This is a genomic window from Sulfophobococcus zilligii (assembly GCF_055398255.1).
In genome coordinates this window covers 449,141-473,912 of the sequence record NZ_AP042406.1, presented here as the reverse complement: position 1 = coordinate 473,912, position 24,772 = coordinate 449,141, and the positions used below count along the sequence as shown (strand labels likewise).

General features: G+C 38.7%; 27 protein-coding genes and 1 pseudogene. 6 read left to right on the top strand and 22 right to left on the bottom strand.

What is annotated here, in order from left to right:
• Positions 1-2 precede the first annotated feature (2 nt).
• The 16 genes and pseudogenes from ACZ5YP_RS02560 to ACZ5YP_RS02485 form a co-directional block, all read right to left on the bottom strand.
• A complete protein-coding gene (locus ACZ5YP_RS02560) occupies positions 3-722 on the bottom strand; it encodes a hypothetical protein (RefSeq protein WP_464835692.1) in 720 nt (239 codons plus the stop codon).
• A gap of 75 nt (positions 723-797) precedes the next feature.
• Positions 798-1,352: a hypothetical protein gene (locus ACZ5YP_RS02555; protein WP_464835691.1), complete on the bottom strand. Its 555-nt coding sequence runs from the start codon at positions 1,350-1,352 to the stop codon at positions 798-800.
• A gap of 78 nt (positions 1,353-1,430) precedes the next feature.
• Positions 1,431-2,051 (bottom strand): winged helix-turn-helix domain-containing protein, encoded by a 621-nt coding sequence (locus ACZ5YP_RS02550; protein ID WP_464835690.1) that lies wholly within the window; start codon positions 2,049-2,051, stop codon positions 1,431-1,433.
• Between the two features lie 133 nt (positions 2,052-2,184).
• Complete coding sequence (locus ACZ5YP_RS02545) at positions 2,185-2,748, bottom strand: hypothetical protein (RefSeq protein ID WP_464835689.1); 564 nt, start codon at positions 2,746-2,748, stop codon at positions 2,185-2,187.
• An 85-nt stretch (positions 2,749-2,833) separates the two neighbouring features.
• The gene (locus ACZ5YP_RS02540) at positions 2,834-4,234 is read right to left on the bottom strand and encodes a V-type ATP synthase subunit B (RefSeq protein ID WP_464835688.1); all 1,401 of its coding nucleotides are present in this window, start codon (positions 4,232-4,234) and stop codon (positions 2,834-2,836) included.
• Positions 4,227-5,946: pseudogene (locus ACZ5YP_RS02535) on the bottom strand (V-type ATP synthase subunit A). Before ACZ5YP_RS02535 ends, ACZ5YP_RS02540 begins: the two are co-directional and overlap by 8 nt.
• A gap of 119 nt (positions 5,947-6,065) precedes the next feature.
• On the bottom strand, positions 6,066-6,395 hold the full coding sequence (locus ACZ5YP_RS02530; protein WP_464835687.1) for a hypothetical protein: 330 nt from the start codon (positions 6,393-6,395) through the stop codon (positions 6,066-6,068).
• Positions 6,392-7,342 (bottom strand): hypothetical protein, encoded by a 951-nt coding sequence (locus ACZ5YP_RS02525; protein ID WP_464835686.1) that lies wholly within the window; start codon positions 7,340-7,342, stop codon positions 6,392-6,394. Before ACZ5YP_RS02525 ends, ACZ5YP_RS02530 begins: the two co-directional genes overlap by 4 nt.
• 6 nt (positions 7,343-7,348) lie before the next feature.
• The gene (locus ACZ5YP_RS02520) at positions 7,349-7,912 is read right to left on the bottom strand and encodes a V-type ATP synthase subunit E (protein WP_464835685.1); all 564 of its coding nucleotides are present in this window, start codon (positions 7,910-7,912) and stop codon (positions 7,349-7,351) included.
• A 15-nt stretch (positions 7,913-7,927) separates the two neighbouring features.
• A complete protein-coding gene (locus ACZ5YP_RS02515) occupies positions 7,928-8,404 on the bottom strand; it encodes an ATPase (RefSeq protein WP_464835684.1) in 477 nt (158 codons plus the stop codon).
• Between the two features lie 51 nt (positions 8,405-8,455).
• Positions 8,456-10,405: a V-type ATP synthase subunit I gene (locus tag ACZ5YP_RS02510; RefSeq protein WP_464835683.1), complete on the bottom strand. Its 1,950-nt coding sequence runs from the start codon at positions 10,403-10,405 to the stop codon at positions 8,456-8,458.
• Positions 10,402-10,698 carry a hypothetical protein gene (locus ACZ5YP_RS02505; protein ID WP_464835682.1) on the bottom strand — a complete coding sequence of 99 codons (297 nt, stop codon included), beginning with the start codon at positions 10,696-10,698 and terminating at the stop codon, positions 10,402-10,404. The genes ACZ5YP_RS02510 and ACZ5YP_RS02505 overlap by 4 nt, the downstream gene beginning before the upstream one ends.
• 23 nt (positions 10,699-10,721) lie before the next feature.
• The gene (locus ACZ5YP_RS02500) at positions 10,722-11,129 is read right to left on the bottom strand and encodes a DUF61 family protein (RefSeq protein WP_464835681.1); all 408 of its coding nucleotides are present in this window, start codon (positions 11,127-11,129) and stop codon (positions 10,722-10,724) included.
• Positions 11,119-11,742, bottom strand: a complete 624-nt coding sequence (locus tag ACZ5YP_RS02495) for a V-type ATP synthase subunit D (protein ID WP_464835680.1) — start codon at positions 11,740-11,742, stop codon at positions 11,119-11,121. The genes ACZ5YP_RS02500 and ACZ5YP_RS02495 overlap by 11 nt, the downstream gene beginning before the upstream one ends.
• 87 nt (positions 11,743-11,829) lie before the next feature.
• Positions 11,830-12,192, bottom strand: a complete 363-nt coding sequence (locus ACZ5YP_RS02490; RefSeq protein ID WP_464835679.1) for a hypothetical protein — start codon at positions 12,190-12,192, stop codon at positions 11,830-11,832.
• Positions 12,193-12,723, bottom strand: coding sequence for an NUDIX hydrolase (locus ACZ5YP_RS02485; RefSeq protein ID WP_464835678.1), 531 nt, complete (start codon positions 12,721-12,723; stop codon positions 12,193-12,195).
• Positions 12,724-12,779: 56 nt separating this feature from the next.
• Here ACZ5YP_RS02485 and ACZ5YP_RS02480 point away from each other — a divergent pair, with 56 nt between their 5' ends.
• Positions 12,780-13,658, top strand: coding sequence for a TIM barrel protein (locus ACZ5YP_RS02480; RefSeq protein ID WP_464835677.1), 879 nt, complete (start codon positions 12,780-12,782; stop codon positions 13,656-13,658).
• Positions 13,636-14,232, top strand: coding sequence for a CDP-alcohol phosphatidyltransferase family protein (locus tag ACZ5YP_RS02475; protein WP_464835676.1), 597 nt, complete (start codon positions 13,636-13,638; stop codon positions 14,230-14,232). Before ACZ5YP_RS02480 ends, ACZ5YP_RS02475 begins: the two co-directional genes overlap by 23 nt.
• Here ACZ5YP_RS02475 and ACZ5YP_RS02470 read toward each other — a convergent pair.
• Together ACZ5YP_RS02470 and ACZ5YP_RS02465 are read right to left on the bottom strand one after the other, a co-directional pair.
• Positions 14,211-16,244, bottom strand: a complete 2,034-nt coding sequence (locus ACZ5YP_RS02470; RefSeq protein WP_464835675.1) for a helicase HerA domain-containing protein — start codon at positions 16,242-16,244, stop codon at positions 14,211-14,213. The two genes, ACZ5YP_RS02475 and ACZ5YP_RS02470, sit on opposite strands and share 22 nt — an antisense overlap.
• A 59-nt stretch (positions 16,245-16,303) precedes the next feature.
• The gene (locus tag ACZ5YP_RS02465; RefSeq protein WP_464835674.1) at positions 16,304-17,482 is read right to left on the bottom strand and encodes a DNA double-strand break repair nuclease NurA; all 1,179 of its coding nucleotides are present in this window, start codon (positions 17,480-17,482) and stop codon (positions 16,304-16,306) included.
• Positions 17,483-17,589: 107 nt separating this feature from the next.
• On the opposite strand from ACZ5YP_RS02465, the gene ACZ5YP_RS02460 reads away from it, so the two are divergent.
• From ACZ5YP_RS02460 to cas4, 4 genes are read left to right on the top strand one after another with little or no spacing between them, the layout of a single operon-like run.
• Positions 17,590-18,606, top strand: coding sequence for a DHH family phosphoesterase (locus ACZ5YP_RS02460; RefSeq protein WP_464835673.1), 1,017 nt, complete (start codon positions 17,590-17,592; stop codon positions 18,604-18,606).
• Positions 18,607-18,616: 10 nt separating this feature from the next.
• Positions 18,617-19,651 carry a histone deacetylase family protein gene (locus tag ACZ5YP_RS02455; RefSeq protein ID WP_464835672.1) on the top strand — a complete coding sequence of 345 codons (1,035 nt, stop codon included), beginning with the start codon at positions 18,617-18,619 and terminating at the stop codon, positions 19,649-19,651.
• Complete coding sequence (gene cyaB / locus ACZ5YP_RS02450; RefSeq protein ID WP_464835937.1) at positions 19,644-20,210, top strand: class IV adenylate cyclase; 567 nt, start codon at positions 19,644-19,646, stop codon at positions 20,208-20,210. The genes ACZ5YP_RS02455 and cyaB overlap by 8 nt, the downstream gene beginning before the upstream one ends.
• Before the next feature lie 13 nt (positions 20,211-20,223).
• On the top strand, positions 20,224-20,865 hold the full coding sequence (gene cas4 / locus ACZ5YP_RS02445) for a CRISPR-associated protein Cas4 (RefSeq protein ID WP_464835671.1): 642 nt from the start codon (positions 20,224-20,226) through the stop codon (positions 20,863-20,865).
• A 160-nt stretch (positions 20,866-21,025) separates the two neighbouring features.
• On the opposite strand, the gene ACZ5YP_RS02440 is transcribed toward cas4, so the two are convergent.
• Genes ACZ5YP_RS02440 through ACZ5YP_RS02425 form a run of 4 tightly spaced genes read right to left on the bottom strand, consistent with a single transcriptional unit; the run spans position 21,026 to position 24,771 of the window.
• Positions 21,026-22,828 (bottom strand): AMP-binding protein, encoded by a 1,803-nt coding sequence (locus ACZ5YP_RS02440; RefSeq protein ID WP_464835670.1) that lies wholly within the window; start codon positions 22,826-22,828, stop codon positions 21,026-21,028.
• The gene (locus ACZ5YP_RS02435; protein ID WP_464835669.1) at positions 22,819-23,421 is read right to left on the bottom strand and encodes an MBL fold metallo-hydrolase; all 603 of its coding nucleotides are present in this window, start codon (positions 23,419-23,421) and stop codon (positions 22,819-22,821) included. The genes ACZ5YP_RS02440 and ACZ5YP_RS02435 overlap by 10 nt, the downstream gene beginning before the upstream one ends.
• 10 nt (positions 23,422-23,431) lie before the next feature.
• Complete coding sequence (gene hypE / locus ACZ5YP_RS02430; protein ID WP_464835668.1) at positions 23,432-24,472, bottom strand: hydrogenase expression/formation protein HypE; 1,041 nt, start codon at positions 24,470-24,472, stop codon at positions 23,432-23,434.
• Entirely contained in the window at positions 24,469-24,771 is a 303-nt protein-coding gene (locus ACZ5YP_RS02425) for a HypC/HybG/HupF family hydrogenase formation chaperone (RefSeq protein ID WP_464835667.1), read from the bottom strand. Before ACZ5YP_RS02425 ends, hypE begins: the two co-directional genes overlap by 4 nt.
• Position 24,772: the final 1 nt, after the last annotated feature.

Genomic DNA, 24,772 nt, shown 5'->3' with positions numbered 1-24,772 from the left:
CTCTACGATCGTTCCGGTTCAGTAGGAGTTATCATTGGAATACTTGTTGGTATACTATACTCGTTCCAGGCAACTGCATCAAACGATATTGTAAAACTCATTGTTGAACTCTGTGGAGCTGTTTGAAGTATTGTTAAATCAAAGCTAATATCAGCTGATTGACAGGGGTGTAATTGAACGCCGAAGTTGTCTCCCCACCATACTAGTATATCTGGTTGGCCATCTCCGCTAATGTCGAGTTCTACTCCTTGCTGCAACTCCTGCTCGTTTAACTCATAGTATTCTACGCCTCCAAATACAACTCTCCAAATCTTTAATGGAATTGTTCCATCATTGTGTACTTTAAATGCTATGTGTGTATAGTACCATGGATATACATTGTATAGAGTTATATTCATAGTGTCGTAATCTCCATCTCCATCACTATCAATTAACTCTACATTTGTACAGCCAACATCCTTGTCTAGTTGAAGCGCTCCGGGTAATGGTAGATAAGTTGCATTCCAGTCGTTTCCTCTAAAGTATCCATATCCTGGTTGCAGGCCACAAGCATCTAGCCATATTGTTGGTCCACTCATAATCTCCCAGTCTAGTTCACCACTAGCTACGTATGTATTTGCTCTTAGATTCATACTCCACATTGCAAGACCAACTAGTATTGCTACACTAATAAATCCACCTAACAATACGAGTTTTGTATTTATCTTGGTTTCTTTATTCACGAATTCACACCTCTAATTCAAATTACGAGTTACGAGAGAGCACTCGTACCTAGCGAGTGCTCTCGATGTGAAAAATTATGGTACCTCGTTCCACTGTGCAAACGTGTATTCTACTTCAAATGTGTATGTTGTTAGTTCTTCGGCTTCTTGTAATACAACTATTTTAATACCGAGTTCTAGTGTCTCTCCTGGATGTATTTGTGTGTCTTCTGGTATAATGAAATCTACACTTAATGCATTTTCATCGTATTCGGAGATACTGTAGTCTAGTAGTTTAACTGGTATTGTACCAATATTCTCTACTACTAGAGTTATTTCTGGTGCATATCCTGGATATGCGTTTACAATTGTTACGTTTAATTTAATTATGTTTTGTTCTTCGTCGTATACCTCTGGCTCTATAATGCATTTTGCAACGTCTTTTCCTTCTTCATTATGGAATGGTTCTCCTACCTGGGGGTCTGGGCCCTCGTCAGAGCAATACCAATCCACCCATGCGACCTGAACTTCTCCAGTGTGTACATATGTATTTATTCTTAACGTCTCCATCCACATTGCTGATGCTACACCTATTGTTAAGAGGATTAATCCGAGGATGGTTAATCCTTTGATTTGAGTTATTCCTTTCATTTCTTTACACCTTTGCAAGTAAATTCTATGAGTTGTTTTATTTAAAAAACTATGGCAGAAGTTATATAGATTAACTATCTAGATAAAACCTACATTTCTAAGTACTATTATTTTAACTTCTAAAACACCATTATCCGTATTGATTAAACTAGTTACTCGTTCAACTAGTTTTTTATCTTCGAGAGCTATAAGAAGAGGTAGCCCAGTATCTTTTGCTGTAATAATAGAATATCCAATATTTCTAATAGAGTAGAGAGATAGATTTTTCGAGTCTTCAATTAATAAAAACAAGTATTTGTAGAGAGGAGATTCGAAAACTTGATGTGAGTATTCTAGGCCTGAATGTCCCTTTATAGATTTATTCACAATTCTGCAATTATGCACTCCTAATTCATTTCTCAATGAACTTTCAAGTATTGAATAATTGTCTTGGAATTGATCACTATTACTACTCATCATTCTAAATATATCTCTTAATTTATCGAGGTATTGTAGTCCCTGAGGAGTAATAGAGTAATATATCCGTCTTCCTTCTTTGAATGAAATTAAAAGGTTACGATTAGTCATCCAGCCAAGTATTCCTTCGAGACTAGTAGTGTTTAAATTAGCATAGTAGAGAATGTGTGTTTTAGAAGTTTTATCTCTCTTAGCAACATACTCCAAGATTTTAACAACTACTTCGAGTTTACTTCTATGCAAAATAATAACGCCTCAAAATAGAATAATCAACAAGAAAGTTAATTATATTAGCTCCCAATAAACTTTACGTATTTTTTATTCATTTGAAAATTTAAAAAATTAATATATTGAGTCAGCTTTTACATTTATTTACTTAAGAGTAGCCTGGATCTAATTTAACTATTAACTCAGTGTTGCTTACACATAGTTCTATGTATAACCATACAACGAGTTTATATCCTGTGGGAATAATAACAGGGAGACTACTTGTATAATTCTCGACTGGTAGATCTGAACACGATAATAAACCCCAATAAGGTTTATTGCCAATTCCGGTTTTAATTGGACCATACATATATATTTGTGGAGTAGTATTGTATTCGCCTATTGAGTCAACTAGAGTTATATTTAAACCCTCTAGTTTAAAATCTAATTCACCATTGTTTTCTACTACTAAACCTATCCATAGTGCGTTTACAACTTCCGATCCAATCAATACGTGGAGTGTATCGTTTTCAAGAGATAGATAAGCTGAGTTAAACCCCATACAGGTTTTACCTGGATGTATAGCAAATAATCTCCAAGAACCTATTTCTAAGTGCGGTTTCAACATGGATATATAAGTGTTGACCCTGAGGTTTTCACTCCAAATTCCATAAACAACACCAACTAATAAAACCATCAGGATAAACAACATGGGTAAAAACACTGGTTTCAATTTAAACACCTGTGTTGAGTTAACGAGGTTTGGTGTTTATAAAGTAAATGTATTTTTAATCCACAATTAAAAACAATAGTGAAAACTACGATGAAAGAGATTTGTATTTTGGATGGTATTTCTTAATGTGTTCTGGTTTAACTTTCTTTAATTCTTCTTCTGGGAGTATAGCGAGCAGGTTCCATGCCCGGTCTAGTGTCTCCTCGATTGTTCTCCTCTCGTATTCACCCTGGTTGATAAACTCTCTTTCAAATCTATCTGCAAATTCAAGGTATTTTCTATCTCTTGGTGTAAGTGATTCTGTTCCAACAATTACACTCAGCTCTCTTAATCTAACACCTTCTGCATAGGAGCTTATTAACTGCATAAATACTCCGTGGTGGTCTTCTCTGGTTTTACCGGGTCCAATACCGTCTTTCATCAGTCTCGACAGGCTCATTAGTGGATCTATTGGTGGATAGATACCCTTCAACCACATTGTTCTCGAAAAGACTATCTGGCCCTCTGTAATGTAGCCTGTAAGGTCTGGTATTGGATGAGTTATATCGTCATCTGGCATTGTCAATATAGGCATTTGTGTTACACTTCCCTTTCTGCCGGCTACTTTACCAGCTCTCTCGTATATTGTGGCGAGGTCTGTATACATGTAGCCAGGGTACCCCCTTCTACCTGGTACTTCTTCTCTCGCCGCGCTCAGTTCTCTGAGTGCTTCACAGTAGAAAGTCATATCTGTCATTACTACAAGGACGTTCATGTCATGGCTCCAGGCTAAGTGCTCTGCTATTGTAAGAGCAACTCTTGGAGTAGCTATTCTCTCGATTACAGGGGCATCAGCTGTGTTTATAACTGCAACTACGTGTTCTAATCCACCAGTCTTCCTAAAGTTGTCAATAAAGAACATTGCATCATCGTATGGTACGCCAATAGCTGCAAATACAACTGCAAACTTCTCTTCTTTTCCTCTAACTCTTGCTTGTCTAACTATTTGTGCAGCTACTCTATTGTGTGGTAGTCCAGAACCACTAAATATTGGTAGTTTCTGTCCTCTTACAATACTGAATAATCCGTCAATAGCTGAAATACCGGTTTCAATAAACTCTGAGGGTGGGAGTCTTGAAGCAGGGTTTAATGGCTCTCCATTAATATCCCTGTATTCTTCTGGAATGATTGGTGGCCCTTTATCTATTGGTCTACCGAGACCATCGAGTATTCTACCGAGCACGTCTATACTTACTGGTATTTTTAGTGTTTCTCCTCTAAATCTCACCTTGGATCTCTTTAAATCAACATCTGATACTCCACCGAATACTTGTATAACAGTCATGGTTTTACTGGCGTCTATGACTTGTCCTAGTTTTACCTCGCCGCTTGGTAGTTCTACTTCTATTATTTCACCGTATTTTACTCCAGGTATTGTCTCGACGAATAATAGGCTACCCTGGGCTCTGAGTAGTTTGTGTGTTTCTCTTACTAGGAGGCTAGACACGTGTTTTCACCTCTTCAATGAGCGCGTTGAATTCATTTATTATTTCATTGTAGAGTTCTCCGAAGGCTTTTTTCATTTCTTCTCTTGGTGTAGTAGATGGAATATTCTTCATTCTAGCTATTCTCTCTCTAACTTTTAACTCTCTGATTTTCTCGAATGGTACACCTGCATCTATTGCTTCGCGTGCTTTATCATAGAATAGCTTTATAGCGTGGGCCATCCAGGCGTCTTTATAGGGTGGTGAATAAGCGTCGTCTAGGCTTAAAGCGTCTTGTTGTAGGAAGTCTTCTCTAATCATTCTCGCTACTTCTAGTATTAATCTATCATCTACTGGTAGCGCGTCTGCACCGACTAGTCTAACTAGTTCTTCTAGTTCTGCCTCTCTCTGGAGGGTTTTAGAGAAGAATTCTCTGAGTTGTGGGTATTCTGGGTCTATTTGCATCCACCACTCGCGGAGTTTTTCAATGTAGAGACTATAACTTGTCAACCAGTTGATTGCTGGATAGTGTCTTCTATAAGCCAAGTTAACGTCTAGTGCATAGAGTGCTCTAACTATTCTAAGTGTGGACTGTGTAACTGGCTCGCTGAAATCAGCTCCAGGCGGTGAGACAGCACCAATAATTGTAAGACTACCCATTCTCTCCGGGTTGCCGTATACTTTTACATAACCACTTCTCTCGTAGAAAGATGCAAGTCTAGAGCCCAGGTATGCGGGGAATCCTTCTTCGCCTGGTAGTTCTTCGAGTCTACCACTAATTTCTCTCATTGCCTCGGCCCATCTACTCGTTGAATCAGCAACTACGAGTACATTGTAGCCCATGTCTCTAAAGTACTCGCCTATTGTTACTCCTAGAAAGACGCTTGCTTCTCTCAGCTGCTACTGGCATGTTGCTAGTGTTTGCTATGAATACACTTCTCTCCATCATTGGCTTGCCGGTTTTCGGGTCAATTAGTTTTCTAAAGCTATGGAGTGCATCGGCCATTTCATTGCCTCTCTCGCCGCATCCAATATAGATTGTTATTTCGGCGTGGCTCCACTTAGTAAATGATTGCAGTGCAACTGTTTTACCAGTGCCGAAACCACCTGGAATAGCTGCTTTACCACCTATTCCAAGTGGAAACATGAAGTCTACTACTCTCATACCAGTAATTAATGGTTTATCTGGTTCTAGCTTCTCTCTATAGGGTCTTGGTTTTCTAACGGGCCACTTCTGTAGCATTGTTACTTCTCTTCCAGATATTCTGGCTACTGGTTCTTCTACTGTGTAGTCTCCCTCACTAGCAATCCACTCTATTGTACCGCTTACACCGTGTGGAACCATAATGTAGTGTTTAACTACTTCTGTTTCCTGTACGTAGCCTAGATAGTCTCCCGGCCCTACCTTGTCTCCTTGTTTAACTAGTGGAGTAAAATGCCATTTCTTATCGCGTGGTAGTGATGGTTGTTTAACTCCTTTTTTGATAAAGAATCCTATTAGTTCTTCTAGTTTTGTTAGTGGTCTTTGAATACCATCAAATATTGAACCTATTAGTCCGGGGCCTAGTTCTGCTGATAGTGGATAGCCTGTTGAATATACTGGTTCTCCTACTTGTATACCCGTTGTGTCTTCATATACTTGTATAATTGCTTTATCTCCTTCAACACCAATAACTTCTCCTATAAGTCTCTCGTTTCCAACTTCTACTACTTCGTAGACGCTTACTCCACGCATGTCTTCAGCTACTACTACTGGGCCTGAAACCCTGTATATTCTTCCTTTAAGCACACTAACACCTCTATAAAACTAATATATGCGTATGGATTTAAATGTAGGCTGGTAAATTGTAAAAATCAATCTATTTCTACCTCGATACCAAGTATTCTCCTCGCGATATTTCTATAGTATTCTCTTGGATCAATACGCATACCCTCCATGGGGTGTTCAATCATGAGAAATACTCCTTCACTATGTATTTTCTTCATGTATTCAACTAGGTCGAGGCATTCACTTTCAATAGTAGATAGATAAATGACTACGTCGTATTGCCTAATTGACTTATTGATGAATTCTCTTAGTTCACTGCAATCATGTTTAAAAACATAGTAGTCTACTCCAGCAGCAGCTGCTATTAGAGATAGTGGTTCATCACCAATAACTATTATTTTACCTGTTTTAATCACGGGTAAACCCACCTCTCAACAATAGTTTTCAATGTGTTTTTCAATTCCTCGTCGTTGAATACTATAGAGGTTAATACTAGTCTCAACAATACTGATTGTCTGAGAAGTAGAAAGTACGCTTTTAATAACTCGCTTGAATCATAAACATGAAGCATGAGATTTGCATAGTATGCTGGTAGAATTGTAGCTATAAAATCAAATATTTCTATTTTATCACTAAGTTTACTTACATCTTCGGCCATTAATGAAATAATCGAGAATATGGGTCTAAGTCTTCTAGTGGAATCTAGAGCTGACGGTATATCTACACGGGCCAATCTACATAGTTCTAGGTATTCATCATAATTAATCAATAACGGTCTAAATGTAGCTTCTTCTAGTTCTTGTATACTACACAGTCTAAGCAGTGTTATATCATAGAGTAATCCAGCTATTAATCTCTCGTATTGTGTGCTTGAATAAACAATATCTCTTCTAATATTGTCGAAAACTCTAGCTAGATCATCTCTGCTTACTCTTTTGAATCTAACACATCGTTTAACGAGGAGCTCTACAAATGGATTTAGTCTTGGACGACTAGTTGAAATATATTCTTCTAGGTGTTTCAACGACATACTTGGTAGAAAACTAGTTGGCTTTAAACCCTTAAAGTAGTTGATTAATCCAACTGTGGCATTGTATGTCTCATATACTCCTTCAACAGCTGTTGCTAGAGTAGTATTTTTTGCTTGTTTAACTAGTTCGTGGAGTCTACTTATATGGAAGTCATCGAGTGTTTTTAAAAGGCTTAGATGACTACCACGTGATTCCTCCCAGGTGCTGACTAATTCTGATGTAAAAGATTTATCAGCGAGTATTCTGAAAGCATCTTGTATATTTGTAGTAGTTGAGAGTAGTTTAAGGTATTCTTCTCTAAATACATATTCTCGTCTTGATAGGTACTTCAATGGACTCTATCCCCATAGAATTCTAGCTATTTTATCAATTAATTTCTGTTTTGCTTGTTCAAGCCTTGTTTCTAGTCTATTATCTACTACGAGGCCGGTTTCAGATTCTACTATGAGGCCTCCTAGTATGTCATCTCTTGGTACTACTTCTACATTGTCTAGGCCGAGCTCTGAGAGTATTTCTTTCATGTATTTTACATGGTTTGACTTTACGATTATCCGCGATGGTTTATCAATGTATGCTAGTGCTTCTTCTAGTAGGTTTTTAAGTGACTCTTTGACATTGTATTCTTCTCTCTTGATTAATTCTAGTGCTTCTTCGAATACTTTATTAATTACTTCTTCTTTGGCTTTGACAAGGAGGAGGTTTGATCTCGACTTGGCATCTGCTATTATCATACTGGCCTTTCTCTCTGCTTCTTCAATAATCCTTCTTCTCTCACTTTCTGCTTTTGCCCTCCACTTAGCTTCAGCTTCTCTTATAATTCCATCTGCTCTTCTTCTTGCTTCTTCTATTATTTCACTTGCTTTTCTCTCTGCTTCCCGTATTATTCTATCTCTTTCACTCAAAGCAGTGGCACCGTGTTAGCCTAGTATGCTTAATCCTAGTATAGTGAAGACTATTCCAAGTATTCCCAATAATTCTACGTATACTGCTAGAATAATTGTTGACATTAAGTTTCTACCTTTAGTTCGTGGCAGGTCTGCTTCGCCAGTAGCACATATTATTCCCTGAGCCCATGCTGAAAGCCACTCGGCAAAGAATCCTATTAATCCAATACCCAGTATTCCAAGTGCTTTAGCTATTGTTATAGACTCTATAATTCCTGGGAGATAGATTGATAATATATAGATCATTTGGATTAATCCATAGAATGTCTGAGTAATTGGAAGCGATGCTAGTAGCAAGACATTTCTAAATTGTGTTGGGTCTTCTGATAATACTGCCGCACCAGTGCTCGCAGCGTGTTTCATTCCAAGAATTGAACCTAGTATACCACCTAAAAGCGGTAGTACAGCTGCAATATATGCTACACCAGCTGGATCTAGAGATTCTATCATATTAAGCACCACTTGAATAATTAGTAAGCTGGGAATATAAATATTCTATTATTATGTAGATGTAGAAATTACTGTTTTACTGACTACTCTAAATGGGTTATACTCGTAGCCGTTTCCCTCATAGAACTTTGTTAGAAATTCCAGCATGCAGAGTCTCAACGAGTGTATAAATGCTCCTAATTCGGCGAGGACAAATACTAGTAGGTGTGCTATAAACGCTATTGGTATTCCTACTATTAGCCCTAGTACGATGTGGTATGTTGATAAATAGCTTATTAGAGAGGTAATGGTGTAGTTAAATATCATTGCCATATAGTATGTTGCCAGTCCCACACCGGCTAGTCTAACATAGCTCATTACATCTCCGAGTACACCAGTTATTTGAAATATCCACATTAAGAGGCCGAGAAACCTCATTGTCTTTAAACTACCAATAATAATCAATACTACACCGGTGAGAGTAGCATAGAGCAGTGTATTCATTGGTAGACTACCTATAACTGGTATATTGTAGTTAAAGAATGCTTTGAGCAGATATGGAATACCAAATATCTGCGATATAAACAATCCAACCTCTATTAGCAAACCACCTACATTTCCTTCTTTAATAGACTTTATAGTGGCTAGTACATGCGCGATATTGACATGGATTAATCCAATTATCAATGATAGTTTTATAAACTCCAGTGGACTGGTCAGTGAAGTTATTAATACTGGTGGATTAACTCCAAGTATATCTAGTAGATTACCAAATACAGTGCCCGTTAACAAGCCGAGTACTAGTGCTATAATATTCGAGACTATGAGAGTACCTTTAAACTCTTTGTAGACATGTGATTCTTTATCTACTACTAGTTTATCTAGTAGTAGGTATACTGCTAGTATGCCGGCAAGTGCATAGCCGAAATCAGCGTTCATTAATGCAAAGAATAATGCAAAGGAGTATGCTAGTAGTGGAGTTGGATCCCACTCATAATACCTTGGTACTCCATATAACCTGGTTATAACTTGGTAGAACTTTAATACTGGAGCGTTTTTCATGAGTGTTGGTGGTTCATCGCCCGGCTCCGGGTCTCTCAATTCATAGTATACTGGGATATCTATTCCACTCAGTAAACGAGTTAGACTACTGATTTTTTCCTCGGGGATCCAACCAGTTAAAACCGTTATGTGTTTAAGGTTTTTGAGTTTACCTATTACAGTGTATTTTTGTAATTGGTTGTCTATGTATAGTAGGTACTTGCCGAGTATTACAATATTGTCTTTTATAACACTGTTTATTGATGTTTCTAATTCATGGATTTTCTCTCTAACAATCTCTAGTTCTCTTGAAACCACTTCCCATAATTCACTCAGAGAACTTGTTTTTTCAATGTATTCAATTATTTTTCCACTTGGTATCCATGCATTAATGTTTCTGGCATTATTGATGAATTCATCGAGTTTACTTGTTTCTACGAGTGCTACAATTGCAATTGACTCCTCGTTGATAATATAAGATGTATGGGATTTGACTAGTTCTGGTTTTGTTATTAATTCTACTACGTCTTTTCTACAAGATACGAGTATACTTGAAACTCTCCTCCCTCTATAGTATAGGTTTCTAGTGGGTGTTTCACGAGGCAGCTTCAATATTATTTCATTGAATTTTGCTAATTCTTCTTCTAGCTCCATGAGGGATTTTAACTCTGTATTCATTTGATGTATTTTTGCATATATGCTTGCTACATCTTTTTTAATGTTGTCTATTTTTAAATTTGCTAGTTCGTATGCTGTTAATTCAACGGTTACATTTATGTTTTTAACGCGTGTAATCAATGCATTTATTTCTTCGCGTAGTCTTTGTAGTGTTTCATACTCTGATATCAGCTTTTTTTCTTCTACTCTAGATACATCTACTACTCCGGCTTCTTGGAGGACTTCTATTGTTTTCTCAGAGTATTCGAGTGGAGATGCCACTATTACTTTTTTCATTTTTGCTGGTTTGCTCAAAATGATCATTTCTTCAACCCTGTAACGACTTCTACTAGGAATTTCACAGCGTCTTTTAATCTAAGAGATGCAAGTGCTTTTAATTCTCTTGCTTTTTCTTCTCCTTCTTTAATTATTCTCTCTGCTTCTTGTTCTGCTTTTCTAACTACTTCTTCTGCTTCTAATTTATAGATCTCTATTGGTATTGGTTTGTTGAGGATTTCACTTGCTTTTCTCTGAGTGTCTTTTAAGATTTCTTCTCTTGTTTTCTCTGCTCTACTCATGATTTCATCAATTACTCTATCGAGTTCTTCAACACTCAATATTAAGCACCTTTACCGTGAATCTATAGTATTTGTCCTGGATTTAATAAGATTATAGTAGTGGTTCTGAGAATTCTACGGAGTTCAAGTATTCGTGTTCTATCAAGGTATAATGGAGTTGAAAAACTAATATTTAGAATACTAGCAACTACTTGTGATTCAAGCGGGTCTCTTATAATGTATACTCCATCTCCCTCAGCAAGGTATTCTAGTATTATTGGTAGTTTTAAATTACAGTTTCTACCACTAATACTCGCTAGAATTTCTAGTTCTCTAGGGTCGAATACATGTATTGAACCATTACTTGTCTGGATGTATGGTACTTCCATATTGATTAACTCGCAGATTGAAGCCCTTCGTCTTGGAAGGTGTTTATTAACTATTTTTAATTCTTCTCTTAGAAATACATCGAGGAAGTCTTCACTGTTCAAGCGTCTTCTTCCTCGTTAATACTTGTTTAATTCTCTTAAACCTGGCTTTTTCTTCTCTCTCCCTCTCGTCGAATTTTAATTGTAGTTGTCTAATTGTCTCGCGTAGTCTAGGTATAATAATGTGTTCTAGTGCATTTGTTTTTCTCTTAGTGGATGATATTTCCCTCCCCAGCTCGTAGAGCTCGTTTTCTAGTTTTGCAAGGTCTAGTAGGACTTGTATAAACTGTCTACTATACTCTGCAAATTCGTTTAAACCCGCTGGGTGGAGTTTAACGTCATCACTATACTTTAAAATAATTGTTTTTACTTTTACACCCATAATGTTTTCTGTACCAACATATATTTTGGGTTTAGGCGATGCTGTTTCAAGGTGGCTTAGTGCACTGGGTCCATAGATTCCAAGGACAACTTCTGCCCTTCTATACGCTTCGAGAAGTTGTTTTTGTAGTGTTTTTCTCTTTTTAACTGCTTCTAGTAGTGCCGCCATAAATTCATTAACTAGGATTGTAAGTCTCTCACCAAGGATTTTTCTAACTCTAATACTCGTTGTTAATCTCCGTTTAAGTCTAATCAACTCTATTTTCGTTGGTCTTACACGTGTAAGCGCTGACACTCTAGTAACACCGTTTTATACTCTAGTTTTAGCTATAAATAAAAAAGATAAATACATTGTAGACTGTGCTACCCGTTGAATATGGTTTTAAATCTTCTGGTTTGTTTCAGCGTCTTTAACTCCAATGAGCTTTATTTGTAGTGTATTACTGCCTCTATTAAATCTGTAACCAGCATATACTAGTGGTCTCCTCCCGTCTTTTTCATATACTTCTACTACTAGTATTTCTTCGCATTTATCCTCTTCGGGGAAGACCTGGCACCCCTTGTTCTCTATTATTGATGCATCTAGTCCGTATGGTTCTAGTGCTTCATTGATAATAAGTGGAAATCTTTCTTCAAGCATATCTAGGATCAAGTCTATAAATTCCCTAAAAGCCCAGTTATCACTACCCTCTACTCTTACCTCGAAGTATAAGAGTCGTTTCAGCACGCCTGGATCAATACTCATTTAACCACCTCTTAGAGCACTATATAGGAGTATTAGTAGTGCTGTTTTAGCATCTTTTATTTCATTATTCAATACCATTTCATATGCCTTACTGAAACTTATTTTAAATGGAGTTATTACCTCGTATTTTTCTGGTCTAGCACCAACATACTCTAAATTAGTAGCATAGTAGAAGTGGAGTATCTCCGTGCTATAACCCGGTGTTGGCGTAAAAGAACCTAGTTTAACTAGTTTCCCGGGCCGGTAACCTATTTCTTCTACTAGTTCTCTCTCCGCTGTTTCTTCTGGTGTTTCACCATTATCTACAACTCCAGCTGGTGCTTCAATAATATAGTCGTTTAGTGGAGCTCTAAACTGTTTTATCAATACTACTTCGTCGGGGGAGATAAATGGTAGTACTACAACTGCCTCGGGGAAGACGACAACGTCTCTCTCAAATACACCATCATCTTTCTCGTATATTCTTCTAACAACGTTGAACCTCAACCCCTTGAATAGTAAAACCTCGTTTTTCAATTTTGGTTTAATCAATTCTCTCGCCATTGATTATTAAGTTCAATAGCTCTATATATACAAATGGGGGTTGAATGCCGAGGTTTTGGTTTGGCCCGGCTGGTAAACCCATAACAATGAAGACTAGTGATATATTAAAAGCACCAGCGTTCCTCCGCGAAATTGGTTTAAACGCTATGGAGTATGAAGCGGTGAGAGGAGTTAATATAAAAGAAGATAAAGCGCGAGCTCTAGGCCTCGAAGCAAGAGCTAATGGTGTAAGACTAAGCCTCCACGCACCCTACTTTATAAACCTAGCTGGTAGAAAAGACGTTGTTGAAGCAAGTATAGAGAGATTAAAAGCAGCTGTAGAAGCAGCATACTGGATGGGTGCTTACGTAGTAGTCTTCCACCCAGGATACTATAAAGACGCCCCGTCGAAGAGAGAAGCTGTTAATAGAGTAGTTAATGCACTAGCGAGCGTTGTAGAATATAGAAGTCAATTAAACGCTAAAAACGTCTGGCTGGGCCCTGAGACAACTGGTAAAACAAGCCAGGTGGGTGATTTAAACGAGGTATTAGAAATATCGAGTAGAGTAGAGGGTACGAGGCCAGTAGTAGACTTCGCGCATTTATACGCGAGGAGCGGTGGAAAATTCATTAGGTCTGAAAAAGACGTTTTAAAAGTAATAGAAGAAATCGAGAAAAACCTTGGTTCATGGGCTTTAAAACCACTCCACATACACTTCTCCAAAATCGAGTATGGAAAGAGTGGTGAGAGAGAACACCATAGACTAGATGAAGAAGGCTATGGACCAGACTTTAAACACGTTTGCACTGCTCTATGCGAGACTGGAGTAGACGCTGTAGTTATAAGTGAAAGCCCTATATTAGAGCAAGATGCACTTGTAATGCTGAAGATGTGTAGAGAAATATGTGGTGAAAACTGCATTGTTGAACAAACTACGGAGTAGTCTAGAGGGATTGCTTCGTAGAATAGCTTGGATTATTAGTAAAACACGTGTAACTCCGAATCAACTAACTCTTTCAACAATACTTTTAGCACTAGCTGGATATGTATTGACTATTCAGTATAAAACACCATTTATTCTACTAGCAACTATTTTAACAACTGGTTTTCTAGACGCTATCGACGGTTCTCTCGCAAGACTCACTAATACAGCATCTAGAAGAGGTGCTTTTCTCGATTCTTTCACTGATAGAATATGCGAGATAATATACTCTCTAACTCTCATTGAACTAGGTTTCAACACTAAACTCGTACTACTATATCTAGCATTCTCTCTAATGGTTAGTTATACACGTGCGAGAGGAGAGTCTCTGGGAGTAAATATGAGTGGAGTTGGATTAATGGAGAGAGCTGAGAGATTGATTGGTCTATCAATAATACTACTGCTCTATGCTTACATACCAGATATAGCTCTACTATTATTCATAGTATTAACTATTCTAACTGGTATTACTGTACTAGAGAGGTTTCTATATGCGTGGAGAGTACTTAGCTCTCAAAGCGCTGATAGATCATAGTGTCCAATTAATGGTAGTGGTGTTTTGAAACTAGCGTATCCAAGTCTCAAAACATGGCTTTTTACAACTCCCACTCTATCACTAGCTCTCGTTATGAAATCACGGTATTCTTCGGGCAGGTCTAGTATTGATAAATGTGTTTTATCAGTTCTCAAAACAATTTTTGTATTTGCTAATTGTAGTATTATGTCGTGGACGTCTCTAGGGCTATGAGTACTAAATATTAAACCAAGTCTTCGCGCGCGGCCAAGTCTCGCTATTCTATCAATCATTGATGAAACGTTTTCAATGTATTCCTCTGCCCCGCCTCTACTAGGGAAAAACCTGTGTGCTTCATCAATAAATATCAATACTGGCTTGGCTGTCATTCTATACCTGCTTTCAACTATCTTCCACTCAAAGATCTTGTTTAGTATTCTAAATGCAACAATACTGATCGTCTTCTCTGGGTCTGCTTCAGAGTGTATTTGCAGGTATTCTAGGTCTACTACTATTGGATAACCATTAAATAATTCAAAGTGTTTTTCAAGTACTAGTCCAAGCGGTGGTTCATGGAGGTATTTGTCTTCTCCACTACCCTTAGTGTACACGTCGAAAAGTCCAGTATCTATTATTGCAGCTATTTGTCTAATCATGTTTTCAATAGTGCTTTTGTGTATTGCAAGGTCTTTTATTACTTCTACTACGTACTCCCTGCTTGGGTCGAGGACCACTCCTCTAGGCCTCGTGTATTTATCTTCTAGTCTATACCTTGCTTCTTTGAGCGCTTCATATAAGTCATAAATTGTCTCGAGGTATGCGTTTTTACATGTTAGTGCATGGAGTATTCTATGCAATGCGTCTTTTGCTTGTCTCGTGAAGTATGGATTCAAAGCTATTATTTCTCGGGGTGCAAAATCAGTAAATCTTAGGGCGTAGGGGATAATGTAGTAGTATATGTCTCGAGAGCTATTATTATATCTAATTCTAATTTTTGATTTTACAAATCTCAGGGGCCTTGGACTGCCTGGTTCTTCTACTACATCTATATCGATGATTTCATAGCTCCAATTAAACCTCGTGGTTAATGGGCGTAGAACACTATGGATATAATCTTCCCCGATAGCCTTCAATATACGGGCCCACGTCTCGTATTTAGCGAGGTATTCTTCAATCACGCTTCGTGTAACGGGGAGTATTACTACTACCCCGTTTAATCCATTTACTTTCTCCATGGATTTCTCGGCTAATACCACCTCGTCTCTAGAAGCATACGTGTTTATAGTCCATGGTGGTGGTAGAGGGATTGTAATATAGTCTTTATTGGGGTCTATTACAACAATACTTGGTTTTTCATCTCCAATATTATAGCCAGAATACATTGATGCAATCATGTTTTTAAGTAGAGTGGTTTTACCACTACCAGTTGTTCCCAGTACTAGTATGTGTTGATAAAATGCTTTTAATGGTAGAAACAAGGGGGCGTTTCCCTCGAAAGCCGGTGTATCTCCAATAGTAGCATATCCTAGAAATACTCCTGTTGTAGGTAGACCCATAATTTTCTGGATTATATGTGTATCTGTTAAGAGGACTACTGGGCTCTGCGGCTCTATAACATAGTTTGCTACTGTTAACTCGTCTGCTTCGGGATTGTATGCAAGTAGTGGCTTGGCTTTAATTCTCGTCTTTGTTAGTAATCCAGAGGCTTCTGAGTGTGGAAGAGGGTAGTACATATCTGGTAGGTCTAGTTCTGCAAGAATATCCCGTCTTTCAACACTGAGTACTTTCAAGCTTACAACATTCATTGTTTTAATATCTACTACTCCAAGTATACTGCCAGCCTGTGCGAGCATTGAGTAGTTTTGAAAGTATACTACTGGGTCAACATCGAATACTACATAACCTCCTTCTTCATTAATTAGTGATGGACTTGTCCGTGATACAAAGCCTACAATACGTCCTATTTTCTCGCTGAATTCAATTGCTTTCTTTAATTTCTCCTCGATATCTCTAACTATCTCGCTAGATGGCAAGAAACGCCTCCCCGTGGATCAATAGAAGAATTCTACCTCTACTTCAATTCAAATATGAGTTATAAAACACTAATATATTGACTAGTTGACTCCTCCGAGAGGCCTGTTGTATATAGTAGATACGATGTGATTGAAGAAGTGATCTTTTTAACTCTCTTATCAGTAATCAATATACTTAGAGGTAGAAGACCACCCATGTATAGACTATCATACACGATATATCCAAGTATATCGTTTTCACTCCACTCACTAGACTCGAAAACCTCTACTCTAAACACTAGGTAATTGCCCATTCTACCAGGTACAGGGTGTAGTCTCCGCGGTATTGCTAGATACCACATTATTCTCGGTGCATTGGGGATTTCGTGTTTTACTCTAATAGGCCCTACTACTACTGGTTTACCAGGTTCTGGATTACGAGTATTAATCAGTGTATAGAGATATGTTTCATCGCTCACCAAGCCCATGGCCATTCCAAACGGGTCTATACTCGACAAGTAGTAGCTACGCATTAACCTCTTTACAACCCCCGCAACGAGAACTCCCCGATTCATTATTTCTCTGAGTACTTCTACTCTCTCTTTATTTAAGTATTCAATGCTTTCAGAGTATATTGTTTTAACTACTTGGGCTTCTTCTATGTGTTCAAATACACGTATTTTAGGATAGATTAAGGGACCGTCGACGAGTAAAATATTATTAGAGACAGCTAGATTTGACGAGTTGAAAATCGATAATATACAGTTTTCAAGGCTTAATCTAAGCTCTCCAAGTGCTAATTGTTTATTATAACTACTCGTATATGGTTTTCCAAGAGGGTTTTTTGTCATTACCCCCGGCATGTCTAGTAAAAGCCATTCCTGCTCGCTGACTTCAATTCCCGGTATTAACAAGACGTGTCTGCATAGTGGTTTTTCTAGTCCAAGTAGTGAAGATGGACTGGGGACGTCTATTCCTCTACCAGTAAACCTACTAAAAATACTTCCAGCCCCAATTCCCAGGAAGAGGTAGGGTGTTTCGACAACTCTAGAACTAGAATCGAGTGCGTATAGTTCTCCTTGTGGTCTTAGGGGTTTAACATTGAGTGTTTTAATAAATTCTCTACTAGTTATCTCGACGTGTCTACTGGGTGTTTCCTCGAATACTACTGGTAGATCACGGCTACCACTATCTTCTAATCTACTAGTTACTGAAACACGTTTCCTCAGATCATTGATTAAACCAGATAGATAGCTCAATCTAGGTAATCCCAGGTAAAAGTGCTTCCACTATATTTAAATCAAGTTTAAAACCATGATTTAAATATATGCTATAGTTGATTAAGAGGTGTTGAGGTGCTTATGGTGTGGAGAGAAAAAAGAAAATCCTTATACTTGGAGATTGGGATGCAGATGGTGTAGTGGCAACAGCATTGTTAACTTATAGCCAGGAATACGCTAAGAAATATCCAATACAGGGAGATGTAGAAGTAGTAAAAATACCAGTAGACCCAGATAGAATAAGATATTTATTAACAGAGATAAAAGACAAGTATGAACTAGTCTACTTCCTCGACATACCATACAGTGAGGTATTAGGGGGAATAGTTAAATTAATGAAGCAACACTTTGAAATCGGTAGAATAGTATTTGTAGACCACCACATAGCCAGCATGCAGAAGATAAACGAGTTGAAAGAAGTATTTGACACTGTAATAGTAGATTATAGAATGCCAACATCTGTTCTCATCTATGAAGAACTAGTTAAAAACAATATACCAATACACCCGAAACTACGAGAATTCGTTGAAGTAATAAAATACATGGATGCAGGTAAGAGAATACCCGAGAAATACATGAAGCTGTTTGAAATAGCCAAAATGATTTCAAAAGCACTTACAGCTGTTAGAAACGAGGAATTATGGTTGAAAACTGTCTACTGGCTTGCAGACCCCACACCAGTACCAATGCCGTTAAACGAGACAACATGGGCAACCGTGAAAAAAGTTATTGAAGAAAGAGACAAGGAAGTAACTGATATAGCAATGAAACTAGCTATAGGAGCAGTAAAAGTAGGAGATTTCAGATTCGTGGATGCTAGACACGTGTGGAAGAAGAGGGGTGCTACAGCACTAGCATCTAAACTAGCATTAATACTAAAAGCACCCGTGGCAATGCTGGCTGGTACAAATAGAGGCTACTCCTTGCTAATTATAAAAGCATCTGGTGGTAGAGCATATAGAATAGCCAAGTTTCTACTAGCAGAAGGTATTGCAAACGATATAGCTGGACACCCCAATCTAGCAATAGTTAGAGTCTCCAAAGACATTGATAAAAAACAATTAATTGAAGCACTATATCAAGCACTATACTATGCATCATAGGTGCAACGTATTGAGAATTATTTTTCTAAAAGAATCCACTTTTATGCATAAACCATTCTACCACCACCCCGAAAACCCACGTAGAGTACTAGAAGTAAAATCATCTCTCGTATCAGAGGGAATAGCTGTAGAAGAAGAGAGTATTCAAAGAGTAGACAAGCGAGAAGCATTGAAGCTAGCTAGGAGAATACACTCACCAGAATACATAGACTACCTACTCAATCTATCACATAGAGCACCCATAGACATAGATGAAGACACCTACATGTCGAGAGATACCATGGACCTTGCACTAAGCTTCTTCTACCTAGCATACAAATACGCGCTTGAATCACGTAGAGTCTTCTTGATTGGAAGGCCCCCGGGACACCACGCCGGAATAGCTGGTGCAACTCCGGGTGTGTCATCAACAGGCTTTTGTATTCTAAATAATGCAGCCGTAGCTGTATATGGCTTTAGAGATGCTGGATACAAAAAGATAATGGTATTGGATTTCGACGCGCATCACGGTAATGGTACTATGGAGATATTTTATAGAGATAAAATACTACAAGTAGATTTCCACCAAGACCCAGATACACTATACCCACACACAGGATACCCCGATGAACTAGGAGAGGGTGATGGATATGGATACAAAGTAAACATTGTTCTACCAAGATATACAGGAGACGATTTATTCGCAGAACTAGTAGATATGGTTGAAAACCTAGTAGTAAAATACTCACCCGAAGCAATCGTTGTATCAGCTGGTTTTGACGCTTTTGAAAACGATGGACTAGCTGATTTATCGCTTACAGAGTTCTCATATTACAAACTAGGATTACTAGTTGAGAAAGTAAATGTCCCCACAGTAATAGTACTCGAAGGAGGTTATGGAATAGGCTTGAAAAGAGGAAGTATTGCTTTTACAAAAGCATTCTACACGCATCAATTAGAATATCCACCATTAACACAAACACCTAGAAGCGCCTATAGAAACACAGTTGAAACAGTGAAAAGAGTTTTAGAAAAAGCTAGTAGAAGGGTGCTGGAGTCTGGTTAGCGAGGTAGAAGTAAAACTACGAGTAGAAAACCCTCTACTTACAACCAGACTACTGGAAGAAACTGGTTTTAGTAAAATCTATGAGTGTATTGAAATCGATTACTACTATAACCATCCATGCAGAGACTTCTCGAAGACAGATGAAGCAGTTAGAATTAGATGGAGAAAGTGTAATTCAAGAGAATTCCTCGCACTAACCTACAAGGGACCGAAGAGAATTGATTCAATGGGTGTTAAAACAAGAGATGAACTAGAAATTAAATTGAATACAGAGTATAATAGCATACTCAACGAGCTATTACTAAAACTAGGGTTTAAACCAGTACTAGCAATAGCTAAAAAGAGAATTGTCTATAAATACCGTGGCATAGAGGCATCACTAGACGAGTTAATAGGTGTTGGATGGTTTCTCGAACTAGAATTACAGAGCGATGAAGATAGAGAAGTGTTTTCCTCCCTAGTGAAAAAACTAGTTGTAGAATATGGTTTAAAACCAGTTGAGAAAACATATCTTGAAATCTGCATAGAAACAAATAAATGCAGAGGGAAACTAGATTAACAAGGGGCTTTCATTGCAGAGTCGAAATTACAGTATAATAGACATTTTATACGAGTGGGTTTTAAAGGAGCAGTTGAAGAAACTACCAGAGTCTAGAGACCCAAGAATTATCTATGTAACAGACCTCGTTGGATGCAGCCATAAATACCACTTGAGAAAGAAATACCCCGAACTCACATTGTCATTTGAGCCAGCAGCTATACTCGGAGATATTGTCCACACGGGTTTAGGAAGACTACTCGCTGAAAAAGGGTTTGAAGTAGAATTAGAGGTATCGAGAGAAATAGTTGTTGATGGAGAACAATACTTGCTAAAGGGTAGGGTTGATGCTTTTAAGAGAGATGAGGGGCTCGTAGTAGAAGTTAAAACGAGTAGAACAGCTATTAATCTGCCCAGAGACCACCATGTAAAACAATTGAGAATATATCTTCAACTACTCGGCGCGGAGAAAGGCTTATTAATCTATATCACGCTAGACAAGCTAGTAGAATACCCAATTGAATACCAGCCTGTAGACATCGAAGAAGAAGTAAAAGCAATAATCAATGATACTGTCCACCCTAGATATCAATGGGAGTGTAAATACTGTGTTTATAGAAAACTATGTTCCTACTACGAGGAGTATAGAGAGAATTATAAAGAAGGAGAGAGATAGTATTTTTTGATGATGAGCGCTCGGGTTGGCTGCAATGTGATGACGGTCTTGAGTTCTGATCCTCTTACACACTAATTTTAAACACCATAATACTTCATACCATTTCTTGGTGATGAAAGGTCGGTTAACAGAGTGGTGAAGAACACGGCAAAAACTGATTTTATTCTTCCTTGATTATTTGCTTGGGTTCTACTATACCTCCAATTGCTCTTCTAATAGTGGATTTAACTTCTTCTGGTGTCACCGGACCCTTGTATTCAAGTATAAATGACTCGAATCTCTCCGGGTCTTTTACTCTATAAATTCTTGTTTCTATCCCCAACAGCTCTCTGAGTGCTTTAACTATTGCTCCTGGACTTACTCTATACCCGCTTATTTTCGCTATATTGTCTAGTCTTCCGAGGACGTATACATATCCATCTCTCGTTATGTAGGCATAGTCTCCTGTTCTATAATAGCCGTTTTTCCACTTCTCTCTGTATTCAACCGGGTATTTAATTGGCATTGCTGGCCATGGATTTCTAACTACTAGTTCACCAATAGACTCGGTTAATTCACGGCCCTCGCTGTCTACTACACCTACATTGAATCCTGGTATTGGTGTACCAGCCGAGCCAGGCGCGATTGGCGGGAATGTATAGTTTACTAGGTTGCCGGTTACAAATGTTCCTATTTCACTCTGTATATAGAGGTTTACTACGGGTATTCTACCAGTATACCCGTCTGGTTTTGAGTCAATAACTGGCGTTTTACCAGTACCTACTACTCTATAAGTCCAATACCATGTATCTGGTTCTAGTGGCTCGGCTGTTACTAGTATTGCTTTTAGTGTATCGAGATTTCTACTTGTTACATATTGGTCTCCTTGTTTTCTAAGTATTCTAAGAGCACTACTAGTTGTGAGAAATAGTGTTACAGCGTAGTCTTCTATAATCCTCCACCACCTATCCCATGACGGGTAGTCTGGTCCACCCTCGTATAAGACAATTGTTGAACCAATCATTAATGGACCGAATACAACGTAGCTTACACCAGTAATCCAACCAGGCCACACAGTACAGAAATAAGTGTCTCTAGGTCTAAGTCCTATCCACTGGCTTGTAGAATATACTTGTACTAGAAAGCCTCCCGTGGGGTAAACTATTTGACTATACTCGTCGCTGTAGCCACTGTGTAAGCCAAATAATGGGTGCTCACTGGGAGCGGTATAGTCTTCTATACTTCCACTGCTATAGCCGAGTAGTTCTTGGAGGCTTAGTTCACTATCTCTAAGCGGTGGCGTCCCCGGGTTTTCAATTACAACAACGGGGTTTTTAAAACCAGATAGTTCTACTGCTTTTCTAACTGTTGAAAGCGTGTCCACTAGTTTCCCACGGCGGGTGAAACCACTGGTTGCTAACAAAATGTTTGGGTTTACATCTCTAATCCTCTTGGCTAGCTCGTAGTAGCCAAAACCAGTGAAAACAGTTTCAAATGGTGCCCCGATCTTTACTGATGCTAAGAGAAATGCAAGGGCTTCTATTGAGGGAGATATATATGCTAAGACCCAGTCTCCTGGTCTAACTCCAATTGATCTGAGGCTAGACGCTATTCTACTGGCTAGTCTATCTAGCTCGCCATATGTAATTATACGTGAATCTCCCTCTTCATTCTCCCATATAAATGCTGGTTTACTCCAAATCCACGTATTTCTATGTTTGCCGATAATATTGTAGTATGCATTAATGTATCCACCAGTAAACCACTTGGTATTCGGCGGCTGGCCCTCGACAACTCTGCTCCACTTTCTACTCCATGATAGTTTTAATGCTTCTCTCTCCCAGAAGGAATACGGGTCTCGAATGCTTTCTTCATAGATCTTCCTGTACTCTATTGTTGAAACGGTTTTCCACTTCATTAATGGAGGAATAATTCTCTCGTTTGACAATAGTGTTTTAAGTGTTTCATAAGGGTCTACTTCCAAAGTAATACCACCTGTGTATATGGCTGGACCATATCTCTGAATTTATAGAGTAGTCGTGGATCCTCAGTGTGAACTGGTATAGTGACTACTGGTTTAATGGATTTAACTAGTTCAAAAGCGTCTTCGGGATTCATTACTGCTCCTCCACCAATGGGTGGAATTAAAACATCGATACTGGATTCTACTTGTATTAACTCGGGGACTAGGTCGCTGTCTCCAACATAGTATATACTTGGCCCTTCGGGAGGAGAGAGAATATATCCAACACTAAAACCCCTGGGATGGGGAACGCTGTCTCCATGTATACTAGGATCGTTGTAGGCTTCGCGCACAGTGATGCGTATACCTTCTACTTCTAATACATCCCCTGGTTTTACAATAACCCCTGTAAAAGGCGAGTAAACTCTTTTTTCACTGCTGACTGGTGAGTTAGTGTAGTGTCTACTGTGGCTGTGTGTGTAGAGTATTATACTGCAGTTTTCTACCTCGCTAGCAGGGTCGATGCAAATAGAGTGTTTATTGTATTCTACTTTAACACCGGCAAAGCCTATGCGTGTAATTACTGTGTTGCCTATTGAAAGCTTTTTCGGCATGGTTTTCAACTCAGCATATTCTTGGAACTATTTCTCCTCTTGGAGGTTCAACTACACGTAGTCCTCCAATGGGTGTTTCAGTTGCCACGTATCCCTTGAATACATCTGTTTCTCTTACTTCACCAATAATTCTAGCCTCTGTAAATCCTAGTTTGTGTATATACTCTAATACTTCCACAGCGCACTCTTCTCTCACGGCGAGTACAGCTGCTCCCTCGCTTGCAAGGTAGTATGGGTCTACTCCTAATACCTCGGCGTATCTTCTAACTGGTTCTCTCACTGGGACGTCGGCGTCTCTAATAACTATTAGTGTATTTGTCTTCGAGGCCCACTCGTTTAATACACCTGCTAACCCGCCTCTTGTTGGGTCTCGGGCTGCTGTAATACACGCTCTATACCTCTCTAGTAGTGGAAGCATTAGTTTAGTGAGTGGTTTGACATCGCTTTTCAATAATCCAGTTTCACTTGATTGCAGGCCTAGTTGTGCTAGTAGTATTACTGCGCCGTGATCTCCTAGATAACCACTCACAATAATCTTGTCTCCAGGCCTTGGATTATCGGTTATTGGCGGCCCCTCCGATATACCAATACCTGTTGTTGTAATGGTTATTCTGTCTACCTGCCCCTTGGGCATTACCTTGAAGTCTCCACCAATTAATGCTACTCCTTCTTCTTCGAGTGTTTTAATCAACGAGTCGACTATTACTTCTAGGTCTTCTAGTGGAAAGCCTTCTTCAACTATAATAGCGTCTAGTAGAGCTATTGGTCTTCCACCAAGCATTAAAACATCGTTTATTGACCCGCTCGCGGCTAATACACCTATATTGCCCCCGGGGAAGAACGGGGGGTTTACAGTATACGCGTCGATTGATACAACGAGGTATTTACCTCCACCTATTGGTATAGCGGCTGCATCGTCTGGTTCATCTATTCCAATACCTCCCTCTACGCGTTTAAATCTATCACTCACCCTCTTAAAGAATAATTTCTCGAGTATTTCATGCATTTCAACGCCTCCGGATCCATGGGCTAGAGTAATATATTCTTTCACTTTTTCTCACCCGTTATTTTCTTCGACTCTTTCAATAAGTATTCATAGATCTTTGTAAACCCGCTACTAGCTTCTTCTCCAAGTGTTGTTTTAAAGAATTCCAGTTGTTCTAATACCTCCTCCTCGTTCATTTCTGAAACTATTACTCCAGCGTGGATGATTACTATTGAGCCGGGCTTGACGCGCTCTTCGGAAATCCCTATTAAAACCTCTCGTGGAATACCGTCACCGTAATCCACGATTGCCGTCATTTTCTCGTGGTCGACACTTAATACCACTGCTGGTGAGCCAATGCACACA

What these genes read in the sequence shown, in the direction of transcription:
- ACZ5YP_RS02555 (WP_464835691.1), bottom strand. Translation starts at nt 1,352, where the DNA reads ATGAAAGGAATAACTCAAATCAAAGGATTAACCATCCTCGGATTAATC.
- ACZ5YP_RS02515 (WP_464835684.1), bottom strand. Translation starts at nt 8,404, where the DNA reads ATGATAGAATCTCTAGATCCAGCTGGTGTAGCATATATTGCAGCTGTA.
- ACZ5YP_RS02510 (WP_464835683.1), bottom strand. Translation starts at nt 10,405, where the DNA reads ATGATCATTTTGAGCAAACCAGCAAAAATGAAAAAAGTAATAGTGGCA.
- ACZ5YP_RS02490 (WP_464835679.1), bottom strand. Translation starts at nt 12,192, where the DNA reads ATGAGTATTGATCCAGGCGTGCTGAAACGACTCTTATACTTCGAGGTA.
- ACZ5YP_RS02480 (WP_464835677.1), top strand. Translation starts at nt 12,780, where the DNA reads ATGCCGAGGTTTTGGTTTGGCCCGGCTGGTAAACCCATAACAATGAAG.
- ACZ5YP_RS02435 (WP_464835669.1), bottom strand. Translation starts at nt 23,421, where the DNA reads ATGCCGAAAAAGCTTTCAATAGGCAACACAGTAATTACACGCATAGGC.